Below are 21,781 nucleotides of genomic sequence, written 5' to 3' on the forward strand. Positions count from 1 at the left end.
ACCCCGGCAGTGAGCGGCGCGACGGGCGCCAGCTGCGCCTCCACCGCGTCCGGATGGGCGGCGCGCAGCTCCCGGGCGAGCGCGGGGTCGGGGACGAGCGCTCCGTCCGCGCCGGCGCTCCTGGCGTGGTCGAACAGGAGTCGGACGCCCGCCGCGGCCATGCCGAGCGTGCCGGCCACCGCGACCACGTCGCCGGGTCGCGCGCCCGAGCGCAGGACGGGGTCACGCCCCTCGAGGTCGCCCGTCGCCGTGACCGTGATCACCAGGGCGTCCGACACGGACAGGTCGCCGCCCACGACGCCGCACCCGGGCGCCTGGAGGAGGCACCCCTCCCGCAGGCCGTCCGCGAGCGACTCCAGCTCGGCGACGCGCGTGCCCGCGGGGGCCGCGATGGCGACGAGCAGCGCGGTCGGCCGCGCGCCCATGGCGGCGACGTCGGCCAGGTTCGAGGTCGCGGCGCGGCGCCCCAGGTCGTGGGAGGAGGACCAGGCGAGACGGAAGTCGGGGCCCTCGATCATCATGTCGGTCGTGATGACGAACCGGCCGTCGGGCGCCCGCACGACCGCGCAGTCGTCGCCCGGGCCGACGTCGGCGGCGTCCCCTGCGGGCAGATGCGGCAGGATCCGCGCCAGGGTCGCGAGCTCCCCCGCGCTGCCCAGGGTGGCCGCGTCGGCAGCGCCCTCGTCGGTCGGATCCGCGGCCGCGCCAGTCCCAGGAGTCGTCACGACTGCCACGGTATCCTGACGGCGATGACTCCCCGCCGCCCCGCCCGCGCCCTGCGCACCGCCGCAGCCGCCGCCGCGTGCGGCCTCGCCCTCCTCCTCGCCGGCTGCTCCCCCGCCGTCTCGCTCGAGGCCGCGCCCGGGGCGACGGACCCGCTGTGCGCCGACGTGGTCGTGCACCTCCCCGCTTCGCTCGGCACGGCGCCGCTCCGCGAGACCGACGCGCAGGGCACGGGCGCGTGGGGCGATCCGCAGAGCACCGTCATCCTCCGCTGCGGCGTGGCGACGCCCGGCCCCACGACGGACGCGTGCATCAGCTACGACGACGTCGACTGGGTCGAGGACGACTCGCGCTCCCCCGACATCCGCTACACGACCTACGGCCGCACGCCCGCCGTCGAGGTCGTCATCGACTCGACGCAGGCCAGCTACACCGCGCTCACCGACCTCAGCGGCGTCGTCTCCGTCATCCCGCAGACCGCGAAGTGCGTCAGCGCGCAGGACCTCGGCGACGCGCCGCCTCCGGGGAGCTGACCGGGAGCGATCCCGTCGGCGCGGACCGGATGGTCCCGCCTGCCGCCAGGCGACGCGCCTGCCGGTCGTCGCGGATCCGCTGCCCGGTCCGCCACCAGCGCAGCCACGGCAGCTCCTGCGGCCAGTGCACGGTCAGCGACGCCATGCCGCGGGTCATGCGCAGCGGCAGGGTCGACGGACGCGTGAGCGGGCGCATGCTGATGCCCATCCGCAGCCGCGGGTCGACCACGATGCGGTGCCGGGGGCCGAGGTGCACCGAGAGGTCGATGTCGTCGTGCAGGTGCGTGCCCTCGCGGTGCACCTCGTCGCGCACCCGGAGCCAGGCGTCGCGGCGCAGCGCGAAGTTGGATCCGAACAGCGGCGGGTGCCCGAGCGCGAGCGTCACGGAGGCGAAGTAGGCGCCGAGGTAGGCGACCGCCGCGATCCCGCGGAGCGCGCGCGGACCGTCGAGGAACCGCGCCGCGCCCGTGACGGCGTCCACGTCCGGCCGCGCGGCGAGCACGTCGCCGAGCCGCTCGATCCAGTCGGCGGGCGGCACGCAGTCGGCGTCGAGGCGCGCGATGACCTCGTGCCGCGCGGCGTCGTAGCCGGCGGCCGCGGCCGCGGGGATCCCCACGACCGGCTCGTGCACGACGCGCGCGCCGGCGAGGCGCGCCACCTCGGCGCTGTCGTCGCGCGACGCGTTGTCGACCACGACGACCTCGTCGGGCGCGACCGTCTGACCCGCGAGGGCCTGGAGGCAGGCGCGCAGGTGGCCGGCGTCGTCGCGCACGGGGATGACCACGGAGACGGTCGGCCGGACGAGCTGGCCGGGTCGGGCGTCGGGATGGAGGCGGGGCCGGGCGACGGATCGTCCTACGAGCATGCGTCCGACCCTAGGCTCATCGCCCCGGCGCGACCGGCGTCAGCCGCGGGCGCCATCCGCCTCCCACGCGAGCGCCACGTCCAGCAGGCGCGAGATGAGGTCCGGGTACGCGAGGCCGGATGCCTCCCAGCACGCGGGGAACATCGAGATGGGCGTGAAGCCCGGCATCGTGTTGATCTCGTTGAGCACGAAGCCGTCGGACGTGAGGAAGAAGTCCACGCGCGCCAGACCCCGGCCGTCGACGGCGCGGAACGCGCGGATCGACAGGTGCTGCAGCTCGGCGAGCTGCGCGTCGGTCACGTCGGCGGGGCACACCAGGTCGATGCCGTCCGCACCGAGGTACTTCGCGTCGAAGTCGTAGAAGTCGCGGCCGGAGACCACGATCTCGCCCGCGACGGAGGCGCTGGGCGCGCGGCCCGGACCCTCGTCGAGGATCGCGCACTCGACCTCGCGGCCGACGAGCCCCGACTCGACGAGCACGCGGTCGTCCTCGCGGAACGCGGTCGCGAGGGCGGCGTCGAGCTCGGCCGCCTCGGCCACGCGGCTGACGCCCACGCTGGATCCGGCGCGCGCGGGCTTCACGAACGCCGGCAGCCCCAGCGCGGCCGCACGCGACCGCACGCCCGCGGGATCGGCGGCCCACTCGTGGCGCGACACCGTCATCCACGGCGCCACGTCGATCCCCGCCGCCTGCAGCACGGTCTTCGCGTAGTGCTTGTCCATGCCGAGCGCCGAGGCCAGCACGCCCGACCCGACGTAGGGCAGGCCGGCGAGCTCGAGCATGCCCTGCACCGTCCCGTCCTCGCCCTGCGTGCCGTGCAGGATCGGGAACACGAGGTCGACACGGCCGAGCGAGCGCTCGGTGCCGTCGGCGTCGCGCACCGTGAGCTCGCGGCCGGCCGCGTCCTCGGGCCAGCGCACGCGCGTGCCGTTGTCGACGACCTGGGGCAGCGCCTCGGCGTCGAGCGCGAGGGCGGACGCGTCGTCCTCCTGGAGCGTGAAGGCGCCGCGCGGCGTGATGCCCACGGGGATCACCTCGAACCGCTCCCGGTCGATGGCGCCGAGGACGCCGCTCGCGGTGGCGCAGCTGATGGAGTGCTCGCTCGAGGTGCCTCCGAAGAGGAGCACCACGCGGATGCGTGCGGTCATGGTCACTCCCCCTGGGGCGTGTCGTCGTCGGTGGTCAGATGGGGTGCGATGTCGCGCGGCGAGAGCGTACCCGCCAGCACCTGCGACACCTGCTCGACGATCGGCATGAGGACGCCGCGCTGGCGGGCGAGCTCCAGCACGGGCGCGACCGAGGAGAGGCCCTCGGCCGTCTGCTGCATGCTCTTCACGACGTCGGTGAAGCTGTAGCCCTGCCCGAGCAGGCGGCCCGCGGTGTTGTTGCGGGACAGCGACGACTCGCACGTCGCGATGAGGTCGCCGAGGCCGGCCAGGCCCGCGAGCGTCTCGGCGCGCGCGCCGTAGGCCACCGAGAAGGCGGTCATCTCGGCGAGGCCGCGCGTGATGATCGAGGCCTTCGTGTTCTCGCCGTAGCCGACGCCGTCGACGATGCCCACGGCGACGGCGATGAGGTTCTTGAGCACGCCGCCGAACTCGGTGCCGATCACGTCGGTGTTCACGAACGAGCGGAAGTACGGGCTGCGGGCGATCTTCGCGACGCGCTCGGCGGTGGCCTGGTCGGCGGACGACACGACGACGGCGGTCGGCTGCTCCCGGGCGATCTCCAGGGCCAGGTTCGGGCCCGACGCGACGGCGATCCGCTCCGGCCCGATCCCGAGCACCTCGGAGATCACCTCGCTCATGCGGAGCCCGGTGCCCTTCTCCACGCCCTTCATGAGGCTGACGACCACGGCGTCGGCGGGGATCAGCTCGCGCGCCGCCTCGAGGTTCGCGCGCAGCGTCTGGCTGGGCACGGACACGAACACGTCGGTGGCGCCGGCGAGCACGCGCTCGAGCGACGGGTCGGCGGTCAGCCGCTGCGGGAGGTTGATCCCCGGAAGGTAGTCGCTGTTGCGCTTGGCCTCGGTGATCTCCCGGGCGAGCTCGGGGCGACGGGCCCACATGACGACGTCGCTGCCGCCGTCGGCCATCACCTTGGCGAACGTGGTGCCCCAGCTTCCGGCGCCGAGGACGACGATGCGGCGCCGCTCCCCTCCGTCGGCGTCGGGCGTCGGCGGGGCGGGAGCGGTGCTCGGGCTCGCGGTCGCGTCACTCAAATCGGCCGGTCTCCTTCTGGTTCTTCGAGCGGGGATCCCACCGCTCGGTCGGGGCGGTCTCGCCGCGCAGCTCCTCCACGAGCTCCGTGATGGCGGCCATGACGACGGCGGTCGCCTCGGTGAGGGTCGCGGAGTCGAGGCTCCGGTCCCGGAAGCGGTCGAGGTCGACGGGCTCGCCGATGACGACGTGGATGGTCGTCCGCGGGAAGAGCCGCACGCGCTTCGAGTATCGGCCCATGAGCCGCTGCGTGCCCCAGTGCGCGGCGGGGATGACGGGGATGCCGGCCTGCAGGGCGAGGCGCACGGCGCCGGTCTTGCCGCGCATGGGCCAGAGGTCGGGGTCGCGCGTGAGCGTGCCCTCGGGGTAGACGACGACGATGCGGCCGTCGCGCGCGAGGTCGGACGCGGCCTCGATGGCCTTGCCGCCGCGGACGCCGCCGTCGCGCTGCACGGGGATCTGCCCGGAGCGGCGGAGGAACCAGCCGACGACCGGCACGTCGAAGAGCGAGGCCTTGGCGAGGAAGCGGGGCAGGCGCCCGAGCTTCCACGCGACGGCGCCCATCACGACGGGGTCGATCTCGCTGTGGTGGTTCGGGGCGAGCACGTACGAGCCCGTGCGGGGCAGGCGCTCCGGGTTCCGGATCTCGAACCGCACGGCCGCGTTCAGCACCGGCAGCACGAGCGCGGCGAGCACCCAGAAGATCGACGGTCGGGCCTTCTCGTTCGCCATGGATCCTCCGGTCGGGTCACGGTCGTCGTCGGTCGCCCGCCGTGCGGGATCCGCCCGGCGGAGGACCGGGCGCGTCCTCGTGGACGCGCCCGGTCGGCGTGGGCGGCGCGGGCGCCGCCGGCGAGGCTATCCCTCGTAGGAGAAGTCCGCGCCGAGCTGGCGCAGCTTCCCGATGAAGTCCTCGTAGCCGCGGGAGATGATCCCCACGTTGCTGACGGTGGACCGGCCCTCGGCCGTGAGCGCGGCGATGAGGTGGCTGAAGCCGCCGCGCAGGTCGGGCACCGTGATGTCGGCGCCGTGCAGGTGCGTCGGCCCCGTGATCACGGCGGCCTGCTCGAAGTCGCGACGCGCCACGCGGCGCTCGTGGCCCTCGAGGCCCTCCTTGTGCACGACGATGTCGGCGCCCATCTCGTTGAGCGCGTCCGTGAAGCCGAAGCGGTTCTCGTACACGGTCTCGTGGATGATCGAGACGCCGGGCGCCTGCGTCAGCGCCACGACGAGCGGCTGCTGCCAGTCGGTCATGAAGCCGGGATGCACGTCGGTCTCGATGACCACGGGCTTGAGGTCTCCGCCCGGGTGGTAGAACCGGATGCCGTCCTCCTCGATGTCGAACGCCCCGCCGACCTTCCGGAACACGTTGAGGAAGGTCATCATCTCGGCCTGGCGCACGCCGCCCACGAAGATGTCGCCGCCGGTCGCGAGCGCGGCGGAGGCCCAGCTCGCGGCCTCGTTGCGGTCGAAGAGCGCGCGGTGCGTGTAGCCCTCGAGACGGTCGACGCCCTCGATGAGGATCACGCGGTTCGGCTCGACGGAGATGATCGCGCCCATCTTCTGCAGGATCGCGATGAGGTCCATGATCTCGGGCTCGATGGCCGCGTTCTTCAGCTCCGTGATGCCCTTCGCGCGCACGCCCGTGAGCAGCACCTGCTCGGTCGCGCCGACGCTCGGGTAGGGCAGCTCGACGTTCGCGCCCTTCAGCCCGTCCGGAGCAGTGAGGCGGATCCCGCTCGGGAGCTTCTCGACGACCGCGCCGAAGGCCCGGAGCGCGTCGAGGTGGAAGTCGATGGGGCGGTCGCCGATGCGGCAGCCGCCGAGGTCGGGGATGAAGGCCTCGCCGAGGCGGTGCAGCAGCGGGCCGCAGAAGAGGATCGGGATCCTCGAGCTGCCGGCGTGCGCGTCGATGTCCGCCATGTGGGCGCTCTCGACGTCCTTCGGGTCGAGGATGAGGTCGCCCTCCTGCTCGCCCTTGCGGAGCGTGACCCCGTGCACCTCGAGGAGGCCGGACACGACGCGGACGTCGCTGATGTCCGGCACCGAGCGCAGGAGGCTGGGGCTCTCGCCGAGGAGCGAGGCGACCATGGCCTTGGTGGCCAGGTTCTTGGCCCCGCGGACCTCGATGCGGCCGCGCAGCGGGATGCCGCCGTTGATCACGATGGAGTCGGACAGGAGACCCACTCGCTCTCCCGCCTTCTTGGCGTCGCTGACTAGTGAGTTCATTCAGTTCTCCAGAGCTGCCGGCCGGGCCGGCAAGGTGCGCGGGCGCCATGAGGCCCGTCGTGATTCGAAGGTGGTGATGGCGTCCTCATCCCGGAGGGTGAGGGCGATGTCGTCGAGCCCCTCGAGGAGCCGCCACCGAGTGTATTCGTCGATCTCGAACGGGACCGTCAGGCCGGGTGCCGTGGCGACCCGCTCGACGAGGTCGACGGTGAGGTCGAGTCCGGGTTCCGCGTCCATCGCGGCCCACAGCCTCTCGACGTCGTCCTCCGTCACGATTCCCGTGAGGAGGCCCTGCTTCCCGGAGTTGCCCCGGAAGATGTCGCCGAACCTCGGGCTGAGCACGGCCCGGAAGCCGTAGTCGCGCAGCGCCCACACGGCGTGCTCGCGGGACGAGCCCGTGCCGAAGTCCGGGCCGGCGACGAGGACGGTCGCGCCCTCGTAGACCGGCTGGTTGATGAAGAAGTCGGGATCCTGCCGCCACTGGAAGAACAAGGCGTCCTCGAAGCCCGTCTTGGTGACGCGCTTGAGGAACTGGGCGGGGATGATCTGGTCGGTGTCGACGTTCGACCGCTTGAGCGGGACGGCGGTGCCGGCGACGCGGCTGATGGGCTCCACGGCTCAGACCCCCTGTCCGACTGCGGCGGCCTGGCGGATGGAGGCGGCGTCGACGACGCCGTCCTCCTGCAGGTCCCACGGGCTCGAGAGCGTGCCGCGGATCGCTGTGGCCGCGGCCACGAGCGGCGACACGAGGTGCGTGCGCCCGCCCTTGCCCTGGCGGCCCTCGAAGTTGCGGTTGCTGGTGGAGGCGCATCTCTCGCCCGGCGCCAGCTGGTCGGGGTTCATCCCGAGGCACATGGAGCAGCCGGCGAAGCGCCACTCGGCGCCGAAGTCGGTGAAGACCTTGTCGATGCCCTCCGCCTCCGCCTCGAGCCGCACGCGGGCGCTGCCCGGGACGACCATGACGCGGACGCCATCGGCCTTGGTGCGACCGCGGACGATCTCGGCGGCCGCGCGGAGGTCCTCGACGCGGCTGTTGGTGCAGGATCCGATGAACACGGTGTCGACCGCGATCTCCTTCATGGGCGTGCCGGGGGCGAGGTCCATGTAGGCGAGCGCTCGCTCGGCGGCGGCGCGCTCGTTCGGGTCGGCGACGGCCGCGGGATCCGGCACGGGCTCGCTCAGCGAGACGCCCTGGCCGGGGTTCGTGCCCCAGGTCACGAACGGCTCCAGCGTGTCCGCGTCGAGGAAGACCTCGGCGTCGAACACGGCGTCGTCGTCGGTCGCGAGGGTGTCCCAGTACGCGACGGCCTCGTCCCAGTCCGCGCCGGTGGGCGCGTGCGGACGGCCCTCCAGGTAGTCGTACGTGGTCTGGTCGGGCGCGACCATTCCGGCGCGCGCCCCCGCCTCGATCGACATGTTGCAGATCGTCATGCGGCCCTCCATGGAGAGCGAGCGGATGGCGCTGCCGCGGTACTCGAGCACGTAGCCCTGCCCGCCGCCGGTGCCGATCTGCGCGATCACCGCGAGGATGATGTCCTTCGCCGTGACGCCGGGACGCAGCGTGCCCTCGACCGTGACCGCCATGGTCTTGAACGGCTGGAGCGGCAGGGTCTGCGTGGCCATGACGTGCTCGACCTCGCTCGTGCCGATGCCGAACGCCATGGCCCCGAACGCGCCGTGGGTGGAGGTGTGCGAGTCGCCGCAGACGACCGTGATGCCCGGCATGGTGAGTCCGAGCTGCGGGCCGACGACGTGCACGATGCCCTGCTCGATGTCGCCCAGGGAGTGCAGGCGGATCCCGAACTCCTCGGCGTTCCTGCGGAGGGTGTGGATCTGCGTGCGGCTCGTCAGGTCGGCGATGGGCCGGTCGATGCCGATGGTCGGCGTGTTGTGGTCCTCGGTCGCGATCGTGAGGTCCGGGCGGCGCACGGGGCGGCCCGCGAGCCGGAGGCCGTCGAAGGCCTGGGGGCTGGTGACCTCGTGGACGAGGTGGAGGTCGATGTAGAGGAGGTCGGGCGTGCCGTCCTCCCCCTCGGCGACCAGGTGGTCGGCCCACACCTTCTCGGCCAGGGTCTTCGCAGGCTGCACGCGGCTCTCCTCATGGCAGTGGCGCGAGGGTCCCCACGCGCATCATCGGAGTCTAACGCCGGGCACCCGCGGCTATTCCTCAGGTGGTGGGCGCGCCCGCGGACCCGTCGCGCAGCGGCTCGTCCTCGGCCCGCGCCTCGATCACGACGACCGTGACGTTGTCACGGCCGCCCGATGCGAGGGCCTGCGCGACGAGGGCGTCCGCGGCCAGGTCCACGCCGCCGCCGTCGGTGCGCGCGAGCTGCAGCACGCCGGAGATGGCGTGGTCGTCGAGCTCCTTCGTGAGCCCGTCGGAGCAGATGAGGAGCACCTGGTGGTCGAGGACGGGCAGCAGCCACTCGTCGGCGGCGACCTCGTCGTGGGACCCCACGGCCCGCGTGATGAGGTTCCGCACCGGGCTCCGCTCGGCCTCCGCGCGGGTCATGCGGCCCTGGTCGACGAGCTCCTGCACGGCCGAGTGGTCGATGGTCACCTGCTCGAGGCGGCCGTCCGTCCAGGCGTAGACGCGGGAGTCCCCGACGTTGAAGACCATCCAGAGCGGATCGCCGTCCTCCGCGCGCACGAGCGCGACGCCCGCGAGCGTGGTGCCGGCGACCGTGCCGGGCGGATCGTCGCCCGTGATGAGGTCGCCGATCGCGTCGTTGGACGCGTCCACCGCCTCGACGATCAGGTCGCGCGTGACGGGCGCGTCGCCGGACAGCTCCCCGAAGGTCTCCACGAGCGTCGCGCTGGCGCGGTCGCCGAACGCATGCCCGCCCATGCCGTCGGCCACCAGCCACACCGGCGGGTCGGCGAGGAGGCCGTCCTCGTTCACGGCGCGCACGCTGCCGACGTCCGTGCGGGCCGCCCACGTGACGTGGATCCGGCGCCCGCCGATCGAGATGGTGCGCGCCTCGGTCACCGTCCCGCCCGGTCGTCGTCGCCGCGCTCGGCCGGGGTGGGCTCCCCCGCGGCCTCGGTGACGGGGATCCCGTCTGCGCGCATCTTGATGAGGCTCGCCACCGTGGCCACCACCATCGACGCGAGGATCACGACGAGGCTGACGACCGTCGGGATCTCGGGCGCCCACTCGATGCCCTCGCCGCCGTTGACGAACGGCAGCGTGTTCTCGTGCATCGCGTGCAGCACGAGCTTCACGCCGATGAAGAAGAGGATGAACGCGATCCCGTACTTGAGGTACACGAGCCGGTCGAGCAGCCCGCCGAGCAGGAAGTAGAGCTGCCGGAGGCCCATGAGGGCGAAGATGTTCGCGGTGAAGACGATGAACGGCGACTCGGTGATGCCGAAGATGGCCGGGATCGAGTCGAGGGCGAAGATGAGGTCCGTCGTGCCGATCGAGACGAACACGATGACCATGGGCGTCAGCACCTTGCGGCCGTCGATGACCGTGCGCACCTTCGATCCGTCGAAGTCCGGGGCGATCTTGAGGCGCCGGCGGAGGAACCTGATGAAGAGCGAGTCCTCGCTCTCCTCGTCCTCGTCGCCGATGGCCTGCTTGATCGCCGTGTAGAGCAGGAACGCGCCGAAGATGTAGAAGATCCAGCTGTAGCTCTCGATGAGCTCGGCGCCCAGCAGGATGAAGATCCCGCGCAGCACGAGCGCGATGATGATGCCCACCATGAGCACCTCCTGCTGGTACTTCCGGGGCACGCTGAACCGGCTCATGATGATGACGAACACGAACAGGTTGTCGATGCTGAGGCTGTACTCCGTCAGCCATCCCGCCAGGAACTGGCCCGCGTGCTCCCCGCCGGCGACGAACAGCATGATCACCGCGAACACGAGCGCGAGCCCCACGTAGAACGCGACCCAGAGGGCCGACTCCTTCGTCGACGGGACGTGCGGGCGCCGGTAGACGATGAGCAGGTCGGCGACGAGGACGAGCACGAGCACCGTGAGGGAGACGATCTCGAACGGGAGGGGGAGGACCAGGGGCACGCGGAGGCTTTCTGCAGCACGGGGACGGCACGGACATGCCTCGACGAAACTACATGGCGGCCGACGGGTTGTTCACAATTCCCCCATCCGGGGCATCCGCTCGGTGGCCCGCGGTTACGGTGGTCGCTCATGACACGAGAGGGACGCCCCATGGCCGTACTGGCGAACGAGCTCGATGCACCCGACCGCGGCGGGGAGGACGCCGGTCCCCGGCGTCGCGGCCCCCGGACCTCCGGCGACGCGCGCGCCAGCATCATCGAGGCGGCGCGCATGCTCTTCATCGAGTCCGGGGCCGACCGCGTGAGCGCCCGCCGCATCGCCGCCGCCGCCGGGGTCGACCCGAGCCTCGTCCGCTACTACTTCGGATCCCTGGAGGCCCTGCTCGAGGAGGCGCTCCGCCCCTCGGACGACCTCATCGCCCCGTACCTCCGCCTGCGGGAGATCCCGGTCGAGGAGCGCGGGGCCGCCCTCGTCTCCGCGGCGCTGCACACGTGGGAGCACCCGGTCGGGTCCACCATCATGCGCTGGGTCACCGTCTCCTCGGACCACGACAGCGCCGCGTACCGGCGGTTCGCCGAGGCGGCGCCGCAGCACTGGATGAGCGCCCTCCCCGAGGGGACCCCGGCTGACGAGGTCGACATCCGCAACTCCCTCGTGGGCGCGGCCCTCGGCGGCATCGCCATCACCCGCTACATCTGGCGGAGCGAGCCCATCGCGAGCATGTCCCGCGAGACGGTCGTCGCGCTGCACGGCCCTGTGGTGCAGGGGTTCCTCACCGGTCCGCTGCCCGACATGCCGGTCGACGCGCCGCTGCCCGCCGCCTGAGGCCCGGGCTCCCGGCGGCCGGACAGGCCTCCCGCCCCGACCCGTGGGGATCAGCCCCGGTCGGTCAGCTCCTCGCGGACCGCGAGCGGCTTCCGCACGAGCTTGTGCGGCGCGGCCTGCGCCACGGGCTTGAGGGTGAGCAGGTCGACGTTCACGTGCGGCGGCAGCTCCACCGCGTGCACGATCGCCTCGGCCACGTCCTCCGCGGTCAGGGGGCCGGGGACGCCGTCGTAGACCGCGTCGGCCTTCGCCCGGTCCCCGCCGAAGCGCACGAGCGAGAACTCGTCCGTGCGCACCTGGCCGGGCGCGATCTCGATCACGCGGATGGGCTCCCCCGCGAGCTCCAGGCGGAGCACCCCGAGCATCGCGTGCGCGGCGGCCTTCGCGGCGTTGTAGCCGCCGCCTCCCTCGTAGGGCACGTGCGCGGCGATCGAGCTGACGGTCACGATGTCGGCGCTGCCGCCCTCGGGCACGCCGGCGCGGAGGAGCGGCAGGAGCGCGCTCGTCACCCGCTGCACGGCGAGCACGTTGATCTCGTACATCCAGGCCCAGTCCTCCGGCGACCCGCCCTCGACCGAGTCGGTGCCGACGGCTCCCCCGGCGTTGTTGACGAGCGCGTGCACGTCGCCCGTCTCGCGGAGGTGGTCGCGCAGCGCGTCGACGTCGGCCTGCACGGTGAGGTCGGCGACCGCGTACGTGGCGCCGGTCTCCTCGGCGAGCGCGCGCAGGCGGTCCTCGCGGCGGGCGACGCCGACGACGTCCCACCCCCGGCTCCGGAACAGGCGGACGGTGGCGGCGCCGATCCCCGAGCTCGCACCCGTGACGACGACCCTCTTGGCTGTGGACATGACCCCAGCGTAGGGACCCGCGGGGCCCGCGGGTTACGCCCCGCGACGGGCCGCGTTGACCGGCCGCTGGAGCGCTTCCTACTGTCGTGGTGCGCCCGCACGGGCGGCACCGACGCACGAGGGAAGGCACGACGATGAGCGACCACGACGAGGACCGGGCAGCGGGCTGGCGCTTCGAGACGCAGCAGATCCACGCGGGGGCGGCGCCTGACCCCGTCACGCACGCCCGTGCGACGCCGATCTACCAGACCACGTCCTACGTGTTCGACGACTCCCAGCACGCGCAGGACCTCTTCGCGCTGGCGCAGCCGGGCAACATCTACACGCGGATCATGAACCCGACGCAGGCCGTGGTGGAGGAGCGCATCGCCGCGCTCGAGGGCGGCACGGCCGCGCTCCTGGTGGCCTCCGGCCAGTCGGCGTCGACCTTCGCGGTGCTCAACATCGCGCAGGCCGGCGACCACATCGTCTCGAGCTCGTCGATCTACGGCGGCACCTACAACCTGTTCAAGTACACGCTCGCGAAGCTCGGCATCGAGACGACCTTCGTCGAGGACCAGGACGACCCCGCCGCGTGGGCCCGTGCCGTCCGCCCGAACACCAAGCTCTTCTTCGCGGAGACGATCGGGAACCCGCGCATCAACATCCTCGACATCCGCGCCGTCGCCGACGCGGCCCACGAGGCGGGCGTGCCGCTGATCGTCGACAACACGATCGCGACCCCGTACCTCATCCGCCCGTTCGAGCACGGCGCGGACGTGGTCGTGCACTCGGCCACGAAGTTCCTCGGCGGGCACGGCACGGTCATCGGCGGCCTGGTCGTCGACGGCGGCCGGTTCCCGTGGTCCGAGCACGGCGAGCGCTTCCCCGGCCTCACGACCCCGGACCCGTCGTACCACGGCGTCACGTACACCGAGGCGCTCGGCGACGGCGTCGCCTACATCACCAAGGCGCGCGTGCAGCTGCTGCGCGACCTCGGCGCGTCCATCGCCCCGGCGAGCGCCTGGCAGCTCATCCAGGGCATCGAGACGCTGAGCCTGCGGATCGAGCGGCACGTGCAGAACGCGCAGGCGGTCGCCGAGTGGCTCGACGAGCACGAGGACATCGCGAACGTCTACTACGCCGGCCTCCCCGGCAGCCCCTGGTACGCGGCCGCGAACCGCTACGCGCCGCGCGGCGTCGGCGCGGTCCTCTCCTTCGAGCTCAAGGGCGGGGTGGACGCCGGGCGCGCGCTCGTCGACTCGCTGCAGCTCTTCAGCCACCTGGCCAACATCGGCGACGTGCGGAGCCTCGTGATCCACCCGGCGTCGACGACCCACGCGCAGCTGACGCCGGAGCAGCAGCTCACGGCAGGTGTCACGCCGGGTCTCGTGCGCCTCTCGGTCGGGCTCGAGAGCATCGACGACATCATCGACGACCTCGCAGCCGGGCTCCGTGCCGCGCGCGCCGTCAAGGACGCCGCGATCGACTCCTCGCTCGAGGGCGCCCGCACGGTCGGGGCGTAACACTCGGGCGCGCGTCCGTCGCGGGTGCTTCACTGATCGGGATGGACTGGCAGACACCCGAGGACACCGTCCCGTCGAGCCTCGTGACGGACGCGCAGATCCGCTCCCTGATCGGCCGGCCGCCCGCGTCCGGCGCGTGGCGCGAGGGCGACCCCGTCGCCGACCGCCGGTTCGCGCAGGTGGGCGGCATCGACCTGGAGGCGGGCGGGCGGATCCCGTCGGTGCGCGTGGCGTACGAGACCTTCGGCGAGCGCGCCCCGGACGGCGGCAACGCCGTGCTCGTGCTGCACGCGCTGACAGGCGACAGCCACCTCCGCGGTCCCGCGGGTCCCGGGCAGCCGACGGGCGGGTGGTGGTCGGGCATCGTCGGGCCGGGCCTCGCGATCGACACCGACCGCTGGTTCGTCGTCGCCCCGAACATGCTGGGCGGCTGCCAGGGCACGACCGGCCCCGCCTCGCTCGCCCCCGACGGCGCCGAGTGGGCGGCGCGCTTCCCGTACATCACCATCCGCGACCAGGTCGCCGTGCAGGCCGCCCTCGCGGACGCGCTCGGGATCGACGTGTGGGCGGCCGTCGTCGGCGGATCCATGGGCGGCATGCAGGCGCTCGAGTGGGGCGTGGGGTTCCCCGACCGCATGCGGCGCCTGGCCGTGCTCGCCGCGCCCGCGATCTCCAGCGCCGACCAGATCGCCCTGAACTCCGTGCAGGCCGAGGCCATCCGCATGGATCCCGCCTACCGCGACGGCGACTACTTCGACGCGGCCGACGGGGACGGCCCGCACCGCGGCCTGGCGCTCGCGCGCCGGATGGCGCTCCTCAACTACCGGAGCCCGGACGAGCTGAACCAGAGGTTCTCCCGGTCGTGGCAGAGCGGCATCAGCCCGATGGGCGACGAGGGCAGGTACGCGGTGGAGTCGTACCTCGACTTCCACGGCAACAAGTTCACGCGGAGGTTCGACGCGACGAGCTACATCCGGCTCATCGACTCCATGAGCTCGCACGACGTGGGCCGCGACCGCGGCGGGGTCGAGGCCGCGCTCGGTCGGGTGCGGGCGGCGACCCTCGTGGTCGGCATCGACAGCGACCGGCTGTTCCCCGTGCCCGACCAGCGGCTCATCGCGCGGTCGGTGCCCGGGTCCGTCGACGGCGGCGAGGCCGTGGTGATCTCCTCCGACTACGGCCACGACGGGTTCCTCATCGAGAGCGAGGCAGTGGGCCGCGAGCTCGCGCGCCTGCTCGACGCCGACGCGTAGGAGCGCCCCAGTCCGGGGGTGAGTTCCCGCCCCGGCATCGCCCCGCGACATCATGCGTTCCTATGCTTCCCCTGGGAGCACGCCGCCGCCTCCGGGCACCGGCGTACGAGGGGAGCACCGATGAGCCGACGTCCGCTGCACGCGACGGGCCAGGGCCAACGGGTCCGCGTGGCGCTGGTCGACGACCACGTCCTCCTGCTCGACGGGCTGAGCGCCCGTCTGTCGCGTCCCCGCACGGGCGTCGAGGTGGTCGCGACCTCCCCCACCTGGAGCGGGCTCGTGCGCGACGATCGGTTCCCGGACGCGTTCGACGTCGTCGTCCTCGACCTCGCGCTCCGCGACGACGTCCCCGTAGCCCAGAAGATCCGCACCCTGACGGGGGCCGGACTCACATCCGTGCTGCTGAGCACGCACGCCGACCCGTCGACCATCCACGGCGCGATGCGCGCGGGCGCCTCCGCCGTCGTGCCCAAGGCAGAGTCGTCGGAGGAGCTGATCGCGAGCATCCACGCCGCCGCGGACGGGACGCCCCGGCAGTCCGCGCTCGTGCAGCAGGCGATGCAGGACTTCCAGGCCGACGAGGACCCGCGACTCGGCCAGCAGGAGCAGCGCGCGCTCGTGCTCTACGCGGGCGGGCGGTCCATCCGCGACGTGGCCGAGGCGATGAGCACCACCGAGGAGACCGTGAAGTCGTACATCAAGCGGGGGCGCCGCAAGTACCTGCACGCGGGGACGGACCTCGGCACCAAGCTCCTGCTGCGGCGCCACGCCATCCGCCACGGCTGGATCGCGCCGGAGTAGCGGAAGACGCTTCCGGTCCCGGCCGGACGGCGCGCGATCCTAGGACATGTGGACGATCGCAGCGCGTGACCGTCCCGGCGTGCAAGGCCCCTCACGCACGCGCCTAGGATCGGAGCACACCGAGCGCACGCCACCGGCGTCGGCGCACTCCGAGCGGGGACCCGATGGATCGCATGAAGCGCGAGCGCGAGCGCCTGCTGCAGCGGACCGCACGCGTGTACGGCCTCAGCTTCACGGCGGTCGCCGCCGCGTGCATCCTGCTCCCGGGCGAGATCCCCGTCCCCGCGGCCACCGGCAGCGTCGCGCTCCTGACCGTGCTCGCCGTCGCCCAGTGGCGGATCGGCACCGACGCCCGCGTCCGGTGGATGCTCGTGGTCCTCGTCGCCGGGATCGCGGCCATGGTCGTCGCCCAGCTCGGCGGCCGCTCCGCGTCGTCCCTCACCGCGCTCACCCACATCTCCGCGGGCGCGATCGGCTCGCTCGCGCTGCTCGAGACGATCCGACCGGGACGGCTCCGCGTCGTGGCGGCCGCCTTCGCGCTCACGAGCGCGGTCGCCGCCTGCGCGTCCTGGGCCACCGCCGCCTTCCCCTACGTCGTGCTCGTGCACGTGTTCGGCTGGCTGCTCGCCGTGATCCTCGGCTACTGGCTGAGCGTGTCCGTGCGCCGGGTCGGCCGCCGCATCACGGACATCGGGCGCGCCCACCGCGCCGAGCGCATGGCCAGCGAGCTCGAGGCCCAGCGACGCCAGGGCGCCCGGCTCCTGCACGACACCGTGCTGGCGACCCTCACGCTCCTCGCGCACTCCGGCGTCGGCGTCACCCCTCAGGCGATGCGGCAGCAGGCCGCCGACGACGCGCGCCTCCTCCGCCAGCTCCGCCTCGGCGCGAACCCCACCCCGCAGGCCTCGGGCGGCTACACCCTGGAGCCCGTGGAGCAGTCGGTGCTCGGCAACACGCTGGAGTCGGTGAAGCAGCGCTTCGGCCGGATGGGGCTCGAGGTGAGCTGGCACGGCACCGGCCAGGTCCTCCTGCCGAGCGACATCCTCGACGCCTTCCTCCTCTCGCTCGCCGAGTGCCTGGAGAACGTCCGCCGGCACGCGGGCGTCACGGAGGCGCACGTCACCATCACCGACGACGACACGACCGTGCGCGCGATGGTCACCGACGCGGGCGTCGGCTTCGACCTCGCGCACGTCGACCAGGCGAAGCTGGGATTCAAGGAGTCGGTCGTCGCGCGCCTGACGGACGTGGGCGGCAACGCCCGGCTGTTCTCCTCCCCCGGCTCCGGGACGACCGTCGTCCTCGAGGTGCCGAAGTGACGGGTCGCGCGGACGGCGCGCCGCCGCGCACGGGCCGCCGGATCCGCCCGCCCGCCGGGACGCCCGCGCAGCCGACGTCCATCGGGCTCGGCTACCTGGGCGCGGGATCGGCCGTCGTCTGCGCCATCGCCATGGGCTACGGCCTCGTCCGCTTCGCGCTCGACTACCGGACCATGCCCTCCCCCGGTCTCACGGCCACCGCGTGGATCCTCCTGGTCGCCCTCCTCGCCGCGGTCGTCGTCGCCATCCGCGCCCTCCGCGACCGCATGCCCGGCCCGCTCATGGCGGTCCTCGTCGGCGGCCTGGGCCTCGTGGTCGCGCTCGACCTCGCGGCGGTGTGGCCCCTCGGTGACGTGATGCAGCACGCCACGGCGGGCGTCGCGGCCGGCGCGGCACTCCTCACCACGGTCACGTACCGGCCGGCGCGCGAGGTGCTCGCGGTGGACGTCGCCCTGGGCGTGGTGCTGCTCGCCGTGTTCCTCTTCGCGGATCCGGTGCGCCCCGCCGACCTCGCCCCCGAGATCTCGGCCATCGCCCGCGCTGTCGTGCCCGCGGCCTTCGGCGTCACGGTCGTGCGCGGCTTCCGGCGCGTGACCGAGATGGAGCTGGACCGCGTGCTCGTGCAGAGCACCGTCTCCGCGCCGCGCTACGCCGTCGGCATGATGGCGTCCGAGGAGCTCGCGCGCCTCGACCTCGCGGCGGAGCAGCTCCTCGACGACGTCGCCAACGGCCGCGAGCCGCTGCCGCTGTCCCCCCTCGCCGCCTCCACGGCCGCGTCGCTCGCCACCGAGCTGCGGCTGCACCTGATCGAGGGCCGCCGCGAGACCTGGCTGCACCACGCCATCACGGAGTCGGAGTTCCTCGGGCCGGACGTGACCCTCAGCGACCCGAGCGCGCTCGCGGGGCTCCTCGACCGCCGCCAGCGCGACGGCCTGCTCTCCGCGGTCTGGCTCCTGCTCACCTCGACGGAGCGGCGCAACGGCGTGCCCGAGGTCCGGGTGCAGCTGGCGCTCGGACCGCTCCGCGGACGGCCGCCCGGCGCGCAGCCCGTGCCGCTCCGCCGCGCCGTCGTGCCCATCGTCATCACGACGACGGGGCTCCCCCGGACCCGACTGGATCCCTCGACGTGGGATGCTATCGACAAGGTCGGCACGCACACCGAGAGCGCCCGCGGTACGAGCCTCCTGATCACCATCGACTGCGTAGTGGACAACCCCGCCGACCGGTGAGGGCCCCGCACAAGGACCGGAGAGCACGTGTCAGCTGAGAACCGACCGATCACCCTCGCCATCGTGGACGACCACAGGATGCTGCTCGGGGCCCTGACCGAGTGGATCCGCAACGCCGCGTCCGACATCGAGATGGTCGCCGCCGTGTCCACCTGGCCCGACCTGCTGACGCACCCGAGGTTCCCCGTCGACGTCGTGCTCCTCGACCTCGACCTCAAGGACAACCTGCCGATCTCGCTGAAGATCGCGACGCTCAAGACCACGGGCGTCAAGACCGTGCTGATGAGCACGTACTCGGAGCCCAACGTCGTGCGCGAGGCCCTCGCGTCGGGCGCCCTCGGCTACCTCGTGAAGAGCGAGGACGCCAGCATGATCGTCGACGCCATCCGCCTCGCGGCCGACGGCCAGTCCTACATCTCCGCGGAGCTCGACCTCGCGATCAACAGCACCGACGTCGGCGGCGTCCCGAAGCTCAGCGCGCAGGAGCGCCGGGTCATGGCGCTCTACGGCGGCGGCGAGCCCGTGAAGTCCGTGGCGTACAGCCTCGGCATCTCCGAGGAGACGGCGAAGTCGTACCTCAAGCGGATCCGCGAGAAGTACCGCGTGGCCGGGTTCGACGTGGGCACGAAGGTGGCGCTGCGGAAGCGGGCCATCCAGGACGGGATCCTGCTCCAGGGCGAGTGACCCGAGCGGCCGGCCCGCCGCCCCGGCTCAGCCGCCGAGCGCGATGGGCTGGGTCGTGGGCCGCTGGCCGTCCGCCTGCCGGCGGGATCCGCGACGGTGCCGGTCGAGCCCGAAGCTCGCCAGCGCGATGAGGAGGCCGGCCACGCTGAGGCCCACCCCCACGAGCGCTGGCGACGTGTAGCCGAGGCCGGCCGCCACGGTCACGCCGCCGAGCGCCGCGCCGACCGCGTTGCCGGTGTTGAGCGCCGAGTGGTTGAGCGCCGCGGCGATGGACTGCGAGTCGTGCGCCACGTCCATCAGGCGGATCTGGATCCCCGGCGACAGCGCCGCCGCCGACCCGCCGATGAGGAACAGGAACCCGAACAGGCCCACGGGGTTCGACGCCGTGAGCACGAGGCCCACGAGCGCGGCGATCAGCAGGCCGAAGAGCGACAGCAGCGCGGCCTTCACGTCGCGGTCCGCCCACCAGCCGCCCGCGAGGTTGCCGACCGTCATGCCGAGGCCGACGACGACGAGCGCCAGCGGCACCGACCACTCGGGCAGCCCCGTCACCTCGGTGACCATGGGCGACACGAAGGTGTAGACGGCGAAGAACCCGCCGAAGCCGATGGCGCCGATGAGCAGCGCGAGCCACACCTGCAGCCGCGTGAACGCCCGGAGCTCGCGCCGGAGCGTCGCCTCGGGGTTCCCCGCCTGCGCCGGCACGGCCAGGAGGACCGCGACGAAGGTCGCGGCGAAGATCGCGGCGACCACGAGGTACGCGACGCGCCACCCGGAGTTCTGCCCGATCCACGTGACGATGGGCACGCCGATCACGTTGGCGATGGTGAGACCGGCGAGCACGAACGCGACGCCGCGCGCGCGCTTGCCCTCCCCCATCAGCTGCGCCGCGACCAGCGACGCGATGCCGAAGTAGGCGCCGTGCGGCAGGCCCGCGACGAAGCGGGCGAGGACGACGAGGCCGAAGCTCGGGAGGATCGCGCTGAGGACCGTGCCCAGCGTGAAGGCCAGCAGGAGCCAGAGCAGGAGCTTCCGCCGCGGCGCCCGGGCGGACGCGGCGGCGATGGTCGGCGCGCCCACCACGACGCCCAGGGCGTACGCGCTGATCAGCGTGCCGGCCTGCGCGTTGGCGGCCTCCGTCGAGCGCGCGGCCACCTCGGGCAGCAGGTCCGCGGCGAGCTGCGGCAGGAGCCCCATCGCGACGAACTCGGTGGTGCCGATGGCGAACCCGCCCATCGCGAGGGCGAGCAGGGCGATGCGGACGCGGGCCGGCGACAGGGTCGCCCGCCCGGAGGAGGGGGGATTCACCCGACGAGCCTACCGGCGGTCGGGATCGCGCCCCGGCACCGTCCTCCGGCCTCAGGCGTCGGCGCCGCGGGCCTCGATCGCCTGGTCGAGCCGGTCGAGCTTGCCCGTGAGCTCGCCCTGGTAGCCGGGGCGGATGTCGGCCTTCAGCACGAGGGAAACGCGTGTGCCGAAGGGCGCGACGGCCTCGGTGGCGCGCCGGACGACGTCGAAGACCTCGTCCCAGTCCCCCTCGATCGTCGTGAACATGGCGTCGGTGCGGTTCGGCAGCCCGGACGCGCGGACGACGGCGACCGCGGCGGCCACGGCGTCGTGCACGGAGGCGTCGGGCGCGTCGCCCCCGCTGGGGGCGACGGAGAAGGCGACGAGCATGGGGACCCCCGGGGATCGACGGCGACGGTGACCCGGGCGGGTGCCCGGCCGGCGTCCGGCTGTGCGCCCAGGCTACCGACGGCCGGCCGCCTGTGGACGGGCGCCTACGCGTGGGCACCCGCCCCGCGAGACTCGTCCGGTACTTGAGAGTTCACAGAACGGGCGAGCGCGACGCGCCCGCCCGCATCGCACGGAGGAGCAGCGCATGGACAAGAAGACGAAGATCACCATCGGCATCGCGGGCGGCGTGGTCGTCCTCGTCGGCGCCTTCGCGGCGTTCGGGGGCCCGATCTACAAGCAGCTGGCGGGCACTCCCGACGCCGCCCCCACCCTCGCGTCGACCCCCGCGGCGGGCGGCGCGGTCGGCGACCTGTCCGGCGACTGGACCGTCGGCGGGTCGTCCTACGCCGGCTACCGCGTCGACGAGGTGCTGAACGGCACGCCCGTCACCGTGAACGGCCGGACGGACGCCGTCACGGGCGACATCACGGTGGACGGATCGCAGGTCACGAAGGGGACGATGACGGTCGACGTGACGAAGATCGCGACCGACCAGCCGCCGCGCGACGCGTACTTCCAGAACGTGGCGATGACGACGGGCGACTTCCCGACCGCCACATTCACGCTCACGCAGCCGGTCGCGGCCGACGGGGTCGAGGCCGGCGTCCCGGCGACGTACGACGTGACCGGCGACCTCACGCTGCACGGCGTGACGAAGAGCGTGACGGCGCAGATGCAGGCGAGCTTCACGTCCGACGGCGGGCAGATCGTTGGCTCCATCCCGATCACGTTCCAGGACTTCGGCGTCCAGGCGCCGAGCCTCGGCTTCGTGACGGTCGAGGACCACGGCTCGGTCGAGTTCTCGCTCGACGTCGCGAAGGCCTAGCCCACCGGATCCCCGCCCAGCACGTCCCGCACGGCCCTCGGCATCGCCTCGGCGACGTCGAGGGCCGTGATCGGTCCGCCGCCGGACGCGAGGTCGCCCGCCCGGCCGTGCAGCCACGCCGCGGCGGCCGCCACCTCCGCGAGGTCGGCGAGCGGATC

22 protein-coding genes are annotated in these 21,781 nt (G+C 73.1%); 9 read left to right on the top strand and 13 right to left on the bottom strand.

What is annotated here, in order from left to right:
- Positions 1 to 725 (bottom strand): thiamine-phosphate kinase (locus DZG00_RS02310; RefSeq protein WP_233550068.1); only part of this gene is annotated, 725 nt, incomplete at its 3' end.
- Positions 726 to 749: 24 nt separating this feature from the next.
- On the opposite strand from DZG00_RS02310, the gene DZG00_RS02315 reads away from it, so the two are divergent.
- Entirely contained in the window at positions 750 to 1,256 is a 507-nt protein-coding gene (locus DZG00_RS02315; protein ID WP_119455345.1) for a DUF3515 domain-containing protein, read from the top strand.
- Here the strand turns inward: DZG00_RS02315 and DZG00_RS02320 are convergent.
- The 9 genes from DZG00_RS02320 to DZG00_RS02360 all read right to left on the bottom strand — a co-directional run bounded on the left by DZG00_RS02320 (position 1,213) and on the right by DZG00_RS02360 (position 10,596).
- Complete coding sequence (locus DZG00_RS02320; RefSeq protein ID WP_119455346.1) at positions 1,213 to 2,121, bottom strand: glycosyltransferase family 2 protein; 909 nt, start codon at positions 2,119 to 2,121, stop codon at positions 1,213 to 1,215. The genes DZG00_RS02315 and DZG00_RS02320 overlap by 44 nt on opposite strands.
- A gap of 39 nt (positions 2,122 to 2,160) precedes the next feature.
- On the bottom strand, positions 2,161 to 3,270 hold the full coding sequence (locus DZG00_RS02325) for a D-alanine--D-alanine ligase family protein (protein WP_119455347.1): 1,110 nt from the start codon (positions 3,268 to 3,270) through the stop codon (positions 2,161 to 2,163).
- Between the two features lie 2 nt (positions 3,271 to 3,272).
- Positions 3,273 to 4,343, bottom strand: a complete 1,071-nt coding sequence (locus DZG00_RS02330; protein WP_119381396.1) for an NAD(P)H-dependent glycerol-3-phosphate dehydrogenase — start codon at positions 4,341 to 4,343, stop codon at positions 3,273 to 3,275.
- Positions 4,336 to 5,073, bottom strand: a complete 738-nt coding sequence (locus tag DZG00_RS02335; RefSeq protein WP_119381395.1) for a lysophospholipid acyltransferase family protein — start codon at positions 5,071 to 5,073, stop codon at positions 4,336 to 4,338. The genes DZG00_RS02330 and DZG00_RS02335 overlap by 8 nt, the downstream gene beginning before the upstream one ends.
- 126 nt (positions 5,074 to 5,199) lie before the next feature.
- A complete protein-coding gene (gene murA, locus DZG00_RS02340; protein ID WP_045527471.1) occupies positions 5,200 to 6,570 on the bottom strand; it encodes a UDP-N-acetylglucosamine 1-carboxyvinyltransferase in 1,371 nt (456 codons plus the stop codon).
- The gene (gene leuD / locus DZG00_RS02345; protein WP_119381394.1) at positions 6,571 to 7,185 is read right to left on the bottom strand and encodes a 3-isopropylmalate dehydratase small subunit; all 615 of its coding nucleotides are present in this window, start codon (positions 7,183 to 7,185) and stop codon (positions 6,571 to 6,573) included.
- 3 nt (positions 7,186 to 7,188) lie between these two features.
- Positions 7,189 to 8,658, bottom strand: coding sequence for a 3-isopropylmalate dehydratase large subunit (gene leuC / locus DZG00_RS02350; RefSeq protein WP_119381393.1), 1,470 nt, complete (start codon positions 8,656 to 8,658; stop codon positions 7,189 to 7,191).
- 79 nt (positions 8,659 to 8,737) lie between these two features.
- On the bottom strand, positions 8,738 to 9,559 hold the full coding sequence (locus DZG00_RS02355) for a PP2C family protein-serine/threonine phosphatase (protein WP_119381392.1): 822 nt from the start codon (positions 9,557 to 9,559) through the stop codon (positions 8,738 to 8,740).
- Positions 9,556 to 10,596 (bottom strand): TerC family protein, encoded by a 1,041-nt coding sequence (locus DZG00_RS02360; RefSeq protein WP_119381391.1) that lies wholly within the window; start codon positions 10,594 to 10,596, stop codon positions 9,556 to 9,558. Before DZG00_RS02360 ends, DZG00_RS02355 begins: the two co-directional genes overlap by 4 nt.
- 150 nt (positions 10,597 to 10,746) lie before the next feature.
- Between DZG00_RS02360 and DZG00_RS02365 the strand changes: the two genes are divergently transcribed.
- Positions 10,747 to 11,421, top strand: a complete 675-nt coding sequence (locus tag DZG00_RS02365; RefSeq protein WP_119381390.1) for a TetR/AcrR family transcriptional regulator — start codon at positions 10,747 to 10,749, stop codon at positions 11,419 to 11,421.
- Between the two features lie 50 nt (positions 11,422 to 11,471).
- Here the strand turns inward: DZG00_RS02365 and DZG00_RS02370 are convergent, their stop codons facing one another.
- Positions 11,472 to 12,269, bottom strand: coding sequence for an SDR family NAD(P)-dependent oxidoreductase (locus tag DZG00_RS02370; RefSeq protein WP_119381389.1), 798 nt, complete (start codon positions 12,267 to 12,269; stop codon positions 11,472 to 11,474).
- A 134-nt stretch (positions 12,270 to 12,403) separates the two neighbouring features.
- Between DZG00_RS02370 and DZG00_RS02375 the strand changes: the two genes are divergently transcribed.
- From DZG00_RS02375 to DZG00_RS02400, 6 genes are all read left to right on the top strand, one after another.
- The gene (locus DZG00_RS02375; protein ID WP_119381388.1) at positions 12,404 to 13,774 is read left to right on the top strand and encodes a bifunctional o-acetylhomoserine/o-acetylserine sulfhydrylase; all 1,371 of its coding nucleotides are present in this window, start codon (positions 12,404 to 12,406) and stop codon (positions 13,772 to 13,774) included.
- Between the two features lie 41 nt (positions 13,775 to 13,815).
- Positions 13,816 to 15,027 carry a homoserine O-acetyltransferase MetX gene (metX, locus tag DZG00_RS02380; RefSeq protein WP_119381387.1) on the top strand — a complete coding sequence of 404 codons (1,212 nt, stop codon included), beginning with the start codon at positions 13,816 to 13,818 and terminating at the stop codon, positions 15,025 to 15,027.
- Positions 15,028 to 15,147: 120 nt separating this feature from the next.
- Positions 15,148 to 15,828: a response regulator transcription factor gene (locus tag DZG00_RS02385; RefSeq protein ID WP_119381386.1), complete on the top strand. Its 681-nt coding sequence runs from the start codon at positions 15,148 to 15,150 to the stop codon at positions 15,826 to 15,828.
- Positions 15,829 to 16,001: 173 nt separating this feature from the next.
- Positions 16,002 to 17,147 carry a sensor histidine kinase gene (locus DZG00_RS02390; RefSeq protein WP_233548855.1) on the top strand — a complete coding sequence of 382 codons (1,146 nt, stop codon included), beginning with the start codon at positions 16,002 to 16,004 and terminating at the stop codon, positions 17,145 to 17,147.
- The gene (locus tag DZG00_RS02395; protein WP_119455348.1) at positions 17,144 to 18,376 is read left to right on the top strand and encodes a hypothetical protein; all 1,233 of its coding nucleotides are present in this window, start codon (positions 17,144 to 17,146) and stop codon (positions 18,374 to 18,376) included. The genes DZG00_RS02390 and DZG00_RS02395 overlap by 4 nt, the downstream gene beginning before the upstream one ends.
- A 27-nt stretch (positions 18,377 to 18,403) precedes the next feature.
- Positions 18,404 to 19,060, top strand: a complete 657-nt coding sequence (locus DZG00_RS02400) for a response regulator transcription factor (RefSeq protein WP_012038017.1) — start codon at positions 18,404 to 18,406, stop codon at positions 19,058 to 19,060.
- Between the two features lie 27 nt (positions 19,061 to 19,087).
- On the opposite strand, the gene DZG00_RS02405 is transcribed toward DZG00_RS02400, so the two are convergent.
- Entirely contained in the window at positions 19,088 to 20,368 is a 1,281-nt protein-coding gene (locus DZG00_RS02405) for an MFS transporter (protein WP_119382605.1), read from the bottom strand.
- Between the two features lie 51 nt (positions 20,369 to 20,419).
- Positions 20,420 to 20,737, bottom strand: a complete 318-nt coding sequence (locus tag DZG00_RS02410; RefSeq protein WP_119382606.1) for a thiamine-binding protein — start codon at positions 20,735 to 20,737, stop codon at positions 20,420 to 20,422.
- Between the two features lie 205 nt (positions 20,738 to 20,942).
- Between DZG00_RS02410 and DZG00_RS02415 the strand changes: the two genes are divergently transcribed.
- A complete protein-coding gene (locus DZG00_RS02415) occupies positions 20,943 to 21,623 on the top strand; it encodes a YceI family protein (protein WP_119382607.1) in 681 nt (226 codons plus the stop codon).
- The last annotated feature ends 158 nt before the right edge of the window (positions 21,624 to 21,781 follow it).

The organism is Clavibacter lycopersici, assembly GCF_003576405.1.
GTDB classification, from domain to species: domain Bacteria; phylum Actinomycetota; class Actinomycetes; order Actinomycetales; family Microbacteriaceae; genus Clavibacter; species Clavibacter lycopersici.